This window comes from Glycomyces tarimensis (assembly GCF_054776215.1).
In genome coordinates this window covers 267,842-279,298 of sequence record NZ_BAAHCB010000005.1, presented here as the reverse complement: position 1 = coordinate 279,298, position 11,457 = coordinate 267,842, and the positions used below count along the sequence as shown (strand labels likewise).

The 11,457-nt window shown below is 69.3% G+C and carries 13 protein-coding genes, 1 tRNA gene and 1 pseudogene; 5 read left to right on the top strand and 10 right to left on the bottom strand.

The window, feature by feature from the left end; translation table 11 throughout:
* Positions 1–218 precede the first annotated feature (218 nt).
* The 5 genes from ACYVK3_RS06890 to ACYVK3_RS06870 form a co-directional block, all read right to left on the bottom strand.
* Positions 219–1,502: an ABC transporter permease gene (locus tag ACYVK3_RS06890; RefSeq protein WP_460496547.1), complete on the bottom strand. Its 1,284-nt coding sequence runs from the start codon at positions 1,500–1,502 to the stop codon at positions 219–221.
* Positions 1,503–1,570: 68 nt separating this feature from the next.
* Positions 1,571–2,128 carry a DUF3180 domain-containing protein gene (locus ACYVK3_RS06885; protein ID WP_460496546.1) on the bottom strand — a complete coding sequence of 186 codons (558 nt, stop codon included), beginning with the start codon at positions 2,126–2,128 and terminating at the stop codon, positions 1,571–1,573.
* On the bottom strand, positions 2,121–2,642 hold the full coding sequence (folK, locus tag ACYVK3_RS06880; RefSeq protein ID WP_460496545.1) for a 2-amino-4-hydroxy-6-hydroxymethyldihydropteridine diphosphokinase: 522 nt from the start codon (positions 2,640–2,642) through the stop codon (positions 2,121–2,123). The genes ACYVK3_RS06885 and folK overlap by 8 nt, the downstream gene beginning before the upstream one ends.
* The gene (folB, locus tag ACYVK3_RS06875) at positions 2,639–3,004 is read right to left on the bottom strand and encodes a dihydroneopterin aldolase (protein WP_460496544.1); all 366 of its coding nucleotides are present in this window, start codon (positions 3,002–3,004) and stop codon (positions 2,639–2,641) included. Before folB ends, folK begins: the two co-directional genes overlap by 4 nt.
* A 15-nt stretch (positions 3,005–3,019) precedes the next feature.
* Positions 3,020–3,658, bottom strand: a complete 639-nt coding sequence (locus ACYVK3_RS06870) for a hypothetical protein (protein WP_460496543.1) — start codon at positions 3,656–3,658, stop codon at positions 3,020–3,022.
* A 71-nt stretch (positions 3,659–3,729) separates the two neighbouring features.
* On the opposite strand from ACYVK3_RS06870, the gene ACYVK3_RS06865 reads away from it, so the two are divergent.
* The 3 genes from ACYVK3_RS06865 to ACYVK3_RS06855 all read left to right on the top strand — a co-directional run bounded on the left by ACYVK3_RS06865 (position 3,730) and on the right by ACYVK3_RS06855 (position 5,892).
* Entirely contained in the window at positions 3,730–5,475 is a 1,746-nt protein-coding gene (locus ACYVK3_RS06865) for a glycerol-3-phosphate dehydrogenase/oxidase (RefSeq protein WP_460496542.1), read from the top strand.
* Between the two features lie 52 nt (positions 5,476–5,527).
* Positions 5,528–5,603, top strand: a tRNA-Arg gene (locus tag ACYVK3_RS06860).
* A gap of 4 nt (positions 5,604–5,607) precedes the next feature.
* Positions 5,608–5,892 (top strand): trypco2 family protein, encoded by a 285-nt coding sequence (locus ACYVK3_RS06855; protein WP_460496971.1) that lies wholly within the window; start codon positions 5,608–5,610, stop codon positions 5,890–5,892.
* Positions 5,893–6,070: 178 nt separating this feature from the next.
* On the opposite strand, the gene ACYVK3_RS06850 is transcribed toward ACYVK3_RS06855, so the two are convergent.
* From ACYVK3_RS06850 to ACYVK3_RS06840, 3 genes are all read right to left on the bottom strand, one after another.
* Complete coding sequence (locus tag ACYVK3_RS06850) at positions 6,071–6,505, bottom strand: CBS domain-containing protein (RefSeq protein ID WP_460496541.1); 435 nt, start codon at positions 6,503–6,505, stop codon at positions 6,071–6,073.
* A gap of 131 nt (positions 6,506–6,636) precedes the next feature.
* Positions 6,637–7,581: an SDR family NAD(P)-dependent oxidoreductase gene (locus ACYVK3_RS06845; RefSeq protein ID WP_460496540.1), complete on the bottom strand. Its 945-nt coding sequence runs from the start codon at positions 7,579–7,581 to the stop codon at positions 6,637–6,639.
* Positions 7,582–7,949: 368 nt separating this feature from the next.
* Entirely contained in the window at positions 7,950–8,198 is a 249-nt protein-coding gene (locus ACYVK3_RS06840; RefSeq protein ID WP_460496539.1) for a hypothetical protein, read from the bottom strand.
* Positions 8,199–8,795: 597 nt separating this feature from the next.
* On the opposite strand from ACYVK3_RS06840, the gene ACYVK3_RS06835 reads away from it, so the two are divergent.
* Complete coding sequence (locus tag ACYVK3_RS06835; RefSeq protein WP_460496538.1) at positions 8,796–9,041, top strand: DUF397 domain-containing protein; 246 nt, start codon at positions 8,796–8,798, stop codon at positions 9,039–9,041.
* A 122-nt stretch (positions 9,042–9,163) separates the two neighbouring features.
* A complete protein-coding gene (locus tag ACYVK3_RS06830; RefSeq protein ID WP_460496537.1) occupies positions 9,164–10,045 on the top strand; it encodes a helix-turn-helix domain-containing protein in 882 nt (293 codons plus the stop codon).
* Positions 10,046–10,146: 101 nt separating this feature from the next.
* Here ACYVK3_RS06830 and ACYVK3_RS06825 read toward each other — a convergent pair whose 3' ends face one another.
* Together ACYVK3_RS06825 and ACYVK3_RS06820 are read right to left on the bottom strand one after the other, a co-directional pair.
* Positions 10,147–10,989, bottom strand: coding sequence for a class I SAM-dependent methyltransferase (locus tag ACYVK3_RS06825; RefSeq protein WP_460496536.1), 843 nt, complete (start codon positions 10,987–10,989; stop codon positions 10,147–10,149).
* 190 nt (positions 10,990–11,179) lie between these two features.
* Positions 11,180–11,457: pseudogene (locus ACYVK3_RS06820) on the bottom strand (LCP family glycopolymer transferase); the annotation flags it as partial.

Genomic DNA, 11,457 nt, shown 5'->3' with positions numbered 1-11,457 from the left:
CTCGTACGGCACGCCCGGCTGGGCCTCGGGCCGGAACGGGGCCGCCTGCCCGCCGAGGTCGCCGTTGCCGACGCTCGGCAGGGCGCCCGGTGCGACGGCGAGCTGCTGCGTCTGGTCGGCTGCCTGCTCGCCGCCCTCGTTGCGTTCAGGGGGTATGTAGGTCATTGAGGCGATCCTAGGTGGTGGAGGTCAGGGGAGGTATCGGTCGAAATAGGGCTTCAGCGGAGGAATCGCCGTTCGGTGTCGTCGTATCGAGCGCCGCCCGGAGCCTCATAGCCGTCGCCGGGGCGCGATTCGCGCAGGTCGTCGAAGGCGCCGGACGCGCCGAACGGGTCGGCGCCGACGCGCGGCATGCTCCCGGTGGTGGCCCAAGGGTCGCCGCCGCTGCCGACCGCCGCGAGATCCTCGTCGTACTCCTCGTACTCCTCGGAGCGCTGCTGCGGCACCACGGGCTCGTCGTCACGGAGGTCGTCGACGGCTCCGGCCCGGCTCGACGAGGCGATCTCCTCCTCGTCGGGGGTGTTCATGGCCTCGACGAAGCGGGTGACGAGGAATCCGGCGACGACGGCGGCGAGGGCGATCCAGCTGGGGTCGAAGTCCCAGCCGCGCGACTCGGCGAGCCACATGGACGCCAGCAGCAGCGCCGCGGCGAACACGGTGCCGCACACGCCGCCGCGCCGGCCGAGCAGGCTCGTCCCGCCGAGGAGCGCGGCGCCGACCGCTATGGCCGACAGCAGGATCGGGTCCGGCAGTGCGGCCGGGCCGAATTCCGGGACGCCCGTCCATGCGGCGAGGACGCCGGCCGCTCCTGCCATGGTCGTGGACAGCAGCAGGCCGAAGAAGACGAGCCCTCCCCTGCCGTGCCGCTCGCCCGGCGGGCTCTCGCGGATCGGCGTGAGGCGCTCGCGCACGCCGGCGAAGGCGCCCACGAGCCCGAGGAACATCGACAGGCCGGCCGCCGCGGCCAGGGCCGCCAGCACGCCGGTGTCGGGCAGCTCCGCGAGCAGGAACTCGGCCGGCTCCTCCACGGTGCCCGACCACAGGCCGACGGCGCCCCCGAGCGCGCCGCTGGCGGCCCACCCGGGCACGCGCAGCCACGTGCACAGCACCGCGAGCGCGATGCCGGCGACCACGGCGACGCCCATGGCCATGCCGAGGGCGACCATGGTGCCGGAGCTGGAGGCGTCGACGAAGATCCACGCCGACAGCAGCGCGACCGGTCCGACGGCGAGGTTGACGGCGCCGACGCGCAGCGAGATCGCCGCGGCCGAGGCGGCCAGGAGCAACGGCGTGAGCGCGGCCATGAAGCCGCTCCAGGAGCCGTCGTTGAACGGCCCGGAGGCGGATTGCGTGAGCGCGAACAGGACGCCGCCGCCCAGCAGGAGCAGCCCGATCTCCCAGACCACGTGGACGGCCATGCGATCGGCCGGCGGATCGGAGATGACGTCCGACGATGAGGTCGAAACGCGATCGTGGCTTCGACTTGGGGTGTCAAACTTCATGTAGCGCACCTCATAACGCGCAATGTATGCGGATGTACCGGATGGGGAGGGAACCGGGGAGGGTTCGGCTATCCAGGCGACCGGTCGTCGTCGTCCTCTGGCGACGGGGGAATGCGGCAGGAGTACTCCAGCCACAGCGCGGTGGCGGTCAGCGCCGCGCACGAGACGGTGCCGAAGATGGCCCCCGGCAGGTCGTCCGACGCGGCTTGGAGCCGGTCGCTCTGGACCGCGAGCCAGATGGTGAATCCCAGGTAGGCGCCGAAGAACGCGGAGCCGCTGATGGCGGCGGCCTTGGCGAGGACGGCGGACCTGGCGATCTGGAGCGCGTGTTCGGGCCCCCGGACGGTCCCGGCTTGCGCCATGGGTCCGGACCGCTCGGTGGCCTGCGCGCGGCCCTGCCGCGCGCTCGGGTTCAGCGTCTTCTTCGTGTTCCAGGCCATCCAGGCGAGCAGTGCTGCGAGCGCGAGGATGGCCGCGGAGTTGTACCAGGCGAGTTCGGGTGCTTGCTGGTAGTAGCGGGCGACGAGGAGCAGCGTCAATGCGCCGCCGGCGAGCGCGCTCACCGCCAGGGTGGACGGGGCTGTCGGCCGCAGGCTCGGCCGGGGACCGTGCTTGTCGTCACTCATGATGCTCTGACCATATCGGGTGGAGCCTGCGCAACGCACGCGCATCCGCGGCCAACCCTCCGTCACGCAGCAGTTCCCGGACGCGACCGCGGCCGGGCAGCTCGGCGTCGCGATCGACGGCGAGCCACGGCACGAGGACGAAGGCGCGCAGGTGGGCACGCGGATGGGGCAGTTCGAGGCGGGGCTCGGCCCGGTGGACGGGCCGGCCCTCGTCGTCCCAGACGGCGACGAGGTCGACGTCCAGGGTGCGGGGGCCGTAGGGCCGCTCGGGGTCGCGGACGCGTCCGGCGCCGGCCTCGAGCTCTTGGGCGAGCCCGAGCCATTCGTCGGGGCCCCGCGCCGGATCGGTGGCGATGGCGGTGAGGTTGTAGTAGGCCGGCTGGTCGGCGTCGCCCCACGGCGGGGTCTCGTAGAGGTCGGAGACGGTGTCCGGCCGGATCGCCGCGACGGCGGCGGCCAGGGTGGCCTCGCGGTCGCCGAGGTTGGAGCCGAGGCTCAGGACGACGCGGCTCATGTGCGATTCCGTTCGATGGTCACCGAGACGTCGGCGAAGTGCTGCGCGATGGGCGCCTGGGGTTTGTGGACGGTGACGGTGGCGCGCTGGACGCGTTCGTCGCGCAGGCAGGCGGCGGCGAGGCGTTCGGCGAGGGTCTCGATGAGGTTGCACGGCTCGCCGGCGACGATGTCGGCGAGGTCGTCGGCGAGGCCGCCGTAGTCGATGGTGTGCTGGAGGTCGTCGGTGGCGGCGGCGCGGACGGTCGAGGTGGCGAGGGCGACGTCGACGATGAAGTCCTGCCCCACTTCCCGTTCGTGGTCGAACACGCCGTGGCGGCCGTGCACCTTCAGCCCGGACAAGGTGATGACGTCGGTATCCACAGGCCCGACCCTACGTCATTCCTCTTCCTCCTCCTCTTCTTCAGCGCGCCCGCGCATGACGAGCCAGGTGGCGAAGGCGAGGATGCTGCCCGCCACGAGGATCGGGACGATCCTGAGGTTGTGGTCGAACCACGAGACGAGCTTGAGGTACTCGGAGGTGGGGTCGGCCAGGACGACGGCCACGAAGACCGCGGCGATGATGCCGGCGAGGCTGAACAGCGCCGAACGCCACCACAGGTCGAGCCCGAAGCGGCGGTTGAGAATCTGCGCGCCGTCGATGATGCGCTTGGCGCGCAGGACCCGGATGGAGCCGATGGTGGTGATGAGCCGGAGGATCTGGCCCCCGCCGGCGGCGAGGATGAGGCTGACGAGCGTGAGCGCGCAGACCAGCAGCAGCCACTTGTGGCGCATGAGCCACTTGCGCTTGTGCTCGGCGGCGAGCAGCAGGATGATCGTCTCGGCCCACAGGACCGAGCCGGCGGCCCAGCCGAGGATCTTGCCGGCGACGGCGTATTCGCCGTTGGACCAGATGGTGAGGAACACCGCGGGCACGGAGGCGAGGACCGCGATCACCACAGGAACGGTGAGCCGGTCTTCGATGCGCTGGGCGAACGCGGTGAGTCGTCGCAGACTCCATCGGGGGGAAGGGGCCACCCCTCTACCGTACCGAAACTCTCTGTGGTCGATGCATCCCCAGGTCAGGCCAAGTTGACTATCGTTGCGGTATGCGCATGCTCACCGCTTGGACCCGCTCGCAGTCCGGTCGGCTCTCTCCGGAGCGCCGACGCTCCGATCTGGAGCGATTCCGACGGGAGTCGTTCGACGTCCTCGTGATCGGGGGCGGGGCGACCGGCGCGGGCGCGGCGGTGGACGCGGCGAGCCGAGGACTGCGGGTGGCGCTGGTGGAGGCGCGGGACCTGGCGTCGGGGACGTCGTCGCGGTCGTCGAAGCTGGTGCACGGCGGCCTGCGCTACCTGGAGCAGCTCGAACTGGGGCTGGTGCGCGAGGCGCTGACCGAGCGCGATCTGCTGGCCGAGCGGTTGGCGCCGCACCTGGTCCGTCCGGTGCCGTTCCTGTTGCCGCTGCGGGACGTGTGGGAGCGGCTGTACTACGGCGCGGGGGTGGCGGCGTACGACGCTCTGGCATCGGCGATCGGCTCAGCGGGGAGGGGCATGCCGTGGCACCGGCATCTGGGCAAGGCGGCGACGCACCTGGCCTTCCCCGATCTGTCGGAGGAGGTCCGCGGCTCGATTCGCTACTACGACGGGCAGGTCGACGACGCGCGCCTGGTGGTGGCGCTGGCGCGGACGGCCGCCGCGCTGGGCGCGGCGGTGGTGCCCTCGGCGCAGGCGCTGGGGTTCGTGCGCGAGGGCGGTCGGATCACGGGCGCGGAGGTCCTCGACGTGGAGAGCGGTGAGCGCCACCGCGTCCGGGCGTCGACGGTGATCAGCGCGGCCGGGGTGTGGAGCGACGATCTGGCGCGGATGCTGCCCGAGCGCACGGGGATGGCGGTGCACGCGTCGAAGGGCGTGCACCTGGTGCTGCCGCGGGAGGCGATCGAAGGCAACGCCGGGATCATCACGAGGACGAAGTGGAGTGTCCTGTTCATCATCCCGTGGGACGGACATTGGATCATCGGCACGACGGACACGGACTGGAAGCTCGACCTGGCGCACCCGGCCGCTTCCGCCGGGGACGTGGCGTACCTGCTGCACCAGGCCAGCGAGGTGCTGCGCAAGCGCCTGGACGTGAGCATGGTGGAGGGCGTGTACGCGGGGCTGCGGCCGCTGCTGCGCGGGGAGACCGAGGAGACGTCGAAGCTGAGCCGCACGCACGCGGTGGTGGAGGCCGAGGAGGGCCTGTTCTTCGTGGCGGGCGGGAAGTTGACGACGTACCGGGTGATGGCGCGTGACGCGGTGGACCGGGCGGCCCGGCGGCTGGACCGCGACGTGCCGGCCGGCGGCACCCACATGCTGCCGCTGCTGGGAGCGGACGGGTTCGACAGCTATTGGTCCCGCCGGGAGGCGCTGGCGAAGCGGTTCAAGGCGCCGGTGCACACCGTGGAGCACCTGCTGCGCCGCTACGGGAACCTCGCGCCGCAACTGCTGCGGCTCGGCTTGGAGCAGCCGCAGCTGGGCCGGCGGCTGCCGGGCACGAGCGACTACCTGCGCGCGGAGGTGGTCTACGCGGCGCGGGCCGAGGGGGCGCTGCATCTGGACGATGTGCTGGCGAGGCGGCTGCGGCTGTCGATCGAGTCGGTCGACCGGGGAACGCGCGCGGCGATGGACGCGGCGGCGCTCGCCGGGGAGGTCCTGGGCTGGGACGAGGCGCGCCGGGCCCGGGAGGTGGAGGTGTACCTGCGGCGGGTGGAGGCGGAGCGGCGCTCGCAGCAGCAGCCGGACGACGACGCGGCGGAGGCGGCGCGGCTGGCGGCGGCGGAGATCCGCAGCGTCGTCCAGCTCGGGCCGTGAGCGAACCGCTGAGCGAGCACGCGGGTCGGATCGGATAGACTCTTCTTCCGTCGCCCCCGTAGCTCAGGGGATAGAGCGTCGGTTTCCTAAACCGTGCGTCGCAGGTTCGAATCCTGCCGGGGGCACCATGTGATGTATCAGGACATAGGAAACGGTCCGGACCAGATCGGCCTCGGTGTCAAGGAAATCGAGCTGGAGTTGACGCTTGAGCTCGGGAAGCGCACGAGCGGCGGTGGAGGGGTGAATGTGGCGTTCTTGAAGGGCGACGCCGACACCGAGCGAAGCGGCGCCCACACCCACCACATCAGGCTGGTACTTCAGCCCGGCGTGCCCAACAAGGACACTGGTGAGGTCGAGAGCATGAAGCTCTCCGGGGTTAAGCGACCGGCCGCCGTTCCGCATCAGCCGGGCCCTTGACCCGACCGGCCGGATCGAACGGCACTGCGTGAAGCAAGTCGGACTACGGCGAGCACGACGGCCCGGACCTTGTGGTCCGGGCCGTTCCTATGGGCGCGCGCACCACCCGGCGACACCGGCAGGAACCACCCTTCACCAGGCGTTTGCGGTCGGGGACCGTCGAGGTCGAGTGTCGCGGTCAGCCCGCGCCGGAGATGTAGCCCTCGAGCTGGAGCTTCTCGAACTCGAGCTGGCCGATGCGGCCCTTCACGACGTCGCCGATGCTCACGATGCCGGTGATGGCCCCTTCGTCGGTGATGACGGGGACGTGCCGGACGCGCTCGTCGGTCATCAGCACCATCAGGTTCTCGATCGAGTCGTCCAAGCCGCACGTGTGCACGTCCTGGGTCATGATCCGCGAGACGGGCGCGTCGAGCAGGCCGGGATGCGCGTGCAACCCCCTGACCACGTCCCGCTCCGAGACGATGCCGTCGACGGCGAGGCCGTCCGCGCTCACGATCAGCGCGCCGACGTTGTGCTCGGCCAGCTTGGCCAGCAGGGTCCGCACGGACTCCTCCGGACCGATGGTGATCACGGCAGACCCCTTCGACCGCAGTATGTCACCTATCTGCACGACGACCTCCCGAATGCATAGCCGGTGATCAATAAGCATACCGCTCCTGGGCATGCCAACGAAGGGCAAATCTCCGGTTTTCGGTCGGCGGTGCACCGAACGGACCTCGCTGAATCGCTGCCGGCGGCGGCCTACTTGAACGCGTCGGCTCCGGTCAGGTCGGCCGAGAGCCGCCAGAGGCGTCCGGCCTGCTCGGGGTCGATGGCGTAGGGGCGGACGCCGGGCGAGTCGTCCTCGGAGACCTCGGCGATGTCGCAGTCCTGGAGGTAGACGCCGCCTTTGCCGTCGAGCTGCGGGGAGGCCGCGGCCCAAGTCTGGGTCGCGGCGCCCTGCTCGGGGGTCTTGAACCAGTCGACGGCATTGCCCTCCTCGTCGAGCCAGCCGGCCTCGCGCTGCTCCTCGAAGGTCAGGTGCCGCTGGAGCGGGGTCTTGATCGGCCCCGGATCCAGCGTGAAGGCCCGCACGCCCGAATCCCGGCCGAGCCGGTCGAGCTCGACGGCGAAGAGCACGTTCGCGGTCTTGGACTGGCCGTAGGCCAGCCAGCGGTCGTAGCCGGTCTCGAAATGCGGGTCGTCCCAGCGGATCGCGCAGTTGCGATGGCCGCCGGAGGCGACCGACACCACGCGGGCGCCGCCGTCGAGCAGCGGCCACAGGAGGTTCGCCAAGGCGAAGTGTCCGAGGTGGTTGGTCGCGAACTGGAGCTCCCAGCCGGGGCCGACGCGAGTCTCGGGGCAGGCCATGACGCCGGCGCTGTCGACGAGCATGTCGATGGAACGGCCGGCGTTGAGCAGGCGCGCGGCGAAGGCGCGGACGCTGTCGAGGTCGGCCAGGTCGAGTTCGTCGATCTCGATGCTGTCGGTGCCCGCCAGGGCCTTCTGGGCGACGTCGCGGCGCCGGGCGGGGACGACGACGTGCGCTCCGGCGCCGGCGAGGGCGCGGGTGGTCTCGAGGCCCAGGCCGGAGTAGCCGCCGGTGACGACGGCGAGCCTGCCCGAGAGGTCGACGCCGTCCAGGACTTCGGCGGCGGTGCTGCGGTATCCGAATCCGGAATCGATCTTGTGCTGCGGTGTTGTCATGTTCGGAACACTAGGACCTGGAGTGCGCTCCAGGGCAAGGTCGCGGGCCGGGTTTCTTTTCGGCGCGAAGCAGCCCAGCGCAGAGCGCCGCAACGCCTTGAATTCCGTGATCGCTGGTGTGGCCATGACTTCCGAGTGCCACTCATCGCGGGAGGGACTGTTCCCTTGGAGGACGATGGCTGGTAAACTTGCAGGTCATCCGTGCGCGGCGACGCTTGCGAGCCTTTCGCACGGCCCTGTGTTCCCGGCGGCCCTCGGGCTGTTGCGATGTTGAACCTTGCCCCTGTAGAGCTCGGGGAGGCCCCCACCGGCCTCCCCGAGTCTTCCCACCAAACAGAGCAAAGTCTGCGTCCCGCGGGCTTCCGTGGCTATCGGAAGCGCGCGGTGTAGATATCGCCGTCGCGTACCCAGGCCAGCTGGAGGGCGGCGAACATCTCGTCCACGATCTCCTCGTCGGGCAGCCCGTAGAGCTTGCCCACGCTGCGGCCTCGGTAGTGCCACAGCAGCCCCGCCTGCACCTGCGCCGCGTCGGCGAAGTGCTTGCCGCACGAGGGCGCGCACCGGTATATCGCCTGGCCGTTCCTGTCGTACTCGATCGCCATGACCTGCTGGCACATAGAGCTCCGCAGCTTGCCTGCCGCGGCTGCCTGTAGCAACGTCTGCGTCTGAAGACGTTCCACCATGGCACCCAACCCCTCTCCGGGCGACGATCAAGACCGGCCAGGGTGCGCCCCAGCCTGGTTCTGCAACGACTTAGCGAGATCCGGTTGTGCGATTCAGGACGCTTGGACACGAAGGCGGTTGCCGTCCAAGGAGCCGCATCACACGACCCCTTGGACGGGTCCCCACCGAGCATCGCGCCGAACGTCGGTTGTTTGAGTCTGCGATCACGATCGCATACCCGAACTGAACATGTCTATGTGCAGTATCACATTCATCCTAGCATGCATTCACACGGGGCAGATGCACGTGCATCTGCGCGGGAATAGGCGCGTGCAGGTGACTGTCTGTAATGTGTAACACTGTCCTAGACCGGCAAAGGGAACGTCTGAAACACCCGGTACGTGGCTTTTGCACGCGTGGCGGCCGTATGGCCGGCACGCGTCGCCAGGGCAGCGGCCACCGCTACCGCGGTTCGCTTCGGGGTCCGGGCGCAGGTCACCGATAGATCGAGATACCGGTCGGTTCGCCGGCCATTGGTGGAAGGAATTTCGATGGACAACGCACGCAACGGCATCCCCGCGGGGGAACTACCCTCGTCGATCAGCTGGCAGAAGAGCAGCCGCAGCGGACCGAACGGCGGCAACTGCGTGGAGCTCGCCGCCCTTCCCGGTCGGCAGGAGATCGCGGTCCGCAACTCACGCGACCCCGAGGGCCCCGCCCTCGTCTACACGGTCGCCGAGATCGAGGCGCTCATCGAAGGCGCCAAGGATGGCGAATTCGACAATCTGATCGCGTAGCGGCCGCAAGGCCTTCGGCCCGGACGTACGCTCGCCCTGACAGGAAAGGCCCTCCGGCTACCCTGTCAGGGTGAGCATTTCGTCGTTGGCGCCTCTCCAGTGACCGTCTGGAGGTGAGAGGCATGAGCACATCGCCCCCGGTCGGAGGCAACGCCGGTGGACCCACCGCGCTGCGCATGATCATGGGCGGCTACCTACGCCGCCTGCGCGAAGCCAAGGGCATCACGCGCGACCAGGCCGGATACGAGATCCGTTCCTCCGAATCGAAGATCAGCCGCATGGAGCTCGGACGCGTGGGCTTCAAGGTCCGCGATGTCGAAGACCTGCTGCACATGTACGGCATCGAGGACCAGTCCGAGATCGACCGTCTGCTCGCACTGGTCAAAGAGGCCAATCAACCCGGCTGGTGGCACCGCTACGGCGACGCGCTCCCCAACTGGTTCAGCGCCTATCTCGACCTCGAGAGCGCGGCATCCCAGATCCGCGCGTACGAGGTCCAGCTCATCCCGGGGCTCCTCCAGACCCGTGAATACGCGCGGGCGCTCCTCATGCTCGGCTTCGGCCACACGCCGCTCCAGGAGATCGACGACCGGGTCAACGTGCGCATCTCACGCCAGGACATCCTCACCAAGGACGACCCGCCCTTCTTCTGGACGGTGATCGACGAGGCCGCGCTGCACCGGCCGTTCGGCGGCCGGCAGGTGATGCGCGAACAGATCAAGGCGCTCATCGAGGCCTGCGACATGCCGAACGTGCAGATCCAGATCGTCCGCTTCTCCAGCGGCGCGCACTCCGGAGCCGGCGCCCCGTTCACCTGGCTGCGATTCGCCTCCGAGGACCTCAAGGACGTCATCTACCTCGAACACCTCACCTCCGGCCTGTATCTCGACCGCGACGACGAGGTCGACGCCTATCAGGCGGCCATGGAGCACCTGTGCGTGCAGGCCGCCCAGCCCGCTCAGACCCCCGACATCCTGCGCGAGATCCTCAACGACCACTACTGAGCGTGATGTCGCACCGTTCGGTGCGACGCATGAGTTTCACTCGTTCAAGGGACACGAAGCAAGGCGCGCGGCCGAGCCGCGCGCCTTGCGTATGCGGAGTGCTAGGGCTTGCGGGCGACGCCGGCCATGATGATCCGCTGCCATTCTTCGAGGTCCTCGACCGCCGGGACCTCTCTGTCGGGTTCTCCGGGGAACCAGCGGGCAGGGTATTCCACGCCCGGCTCCACCAGCGGCAGTCCCTGGAAGTGCGCCTCGATCTCCTCGGGCGTGCGGATCCATCCGTTGCCCATGGCCTGGATGCAGGACTTCTCCATCGCCGCCTGCTCGGGATAGCCGGTGTCGGCGAAGTCGGTGATGTGCAGGTAGGACCCGCTCGGGCAGGCGTCGAGCAGGACCTTGATCCACTCGCCGGGGTGTTCGTCGCGGTGGAAGTGCATCAGGAGGCCGACGACCATCAGGCCGATCGGGCGGTCGAAGTCGAGCTTCTTCCGCACGTCGGGGTGATTCAGAATGCTCTGAGGGTCGCGCAGGTCCGCGGTGACGATCGTCGTCGAGTCGTTGTCCGCCAGCAGCGCCCGGCCGTGCGCCAGCACGATCGGGTCGTTGTCGACGTAGACGACCTTCGCGTCCGGATTGATCGCCTGGGCCACCTGGTGGGTGTTCTCCATGGTGGGCAGGCCGGCGCCGATGTCGAGGAACTGGTCGATGCCCTGGCGCGCCACGTACCGCACGCCCTTCACGAGCCCGAGGCGATTGTCCTGGCTGGCTCGGCGGATTTCGGGCACGTACTGCTCGATGATGGTCGCTCCTTCGCGGTCGACCGCGAAGTTGTCTTTGCCACCGAGCGTCGCGTCGTAGATGCGCGCGATGGAGGGCTTGCTGATGTCGAACTCGGGAGTGTACGGCGGGTCTTCGCCGGGGACGGTGACAGGTTCTTCACTCATCGGCACAACCTCTTCGTCTAGGAACGTTCCACTCATGGTACGACCGTCTGACCTCATGGCGCAGTTCGGGATCAGCCACTTCAGCCCCATCGTGCGCACGCATTCGGCCACGAATCAGACGGCACGGTGACCACACGGGACGCGCCGATGCCGTTGCGGGTGAGACCCAGCCGCTCGAGGCGGCGGGCCCTCACTCCTCGTCGCTCTGGCCGGCGGCCTCGGGGTTGGCCGCCATCCACTCGGCGACGGTGTCCTCGCGCAGGGCGTCCCACAGGCCGGAGGCGGTCTCCTCGTCGTAGACGACAATGGACTCGCCGTTGTTGTCGGTGCCGAGGTTCGGCGTGGTGAGGAAGACGATGTCGTCGCTGCGCAGGTGCATGAACTCGATGCCGGTCTCGACGACGTTGAAGTCCTCGTCGACCTTGACCGCGTCGGAGACGGAGCGGATGAACGCGGTGAGCTTCGAGC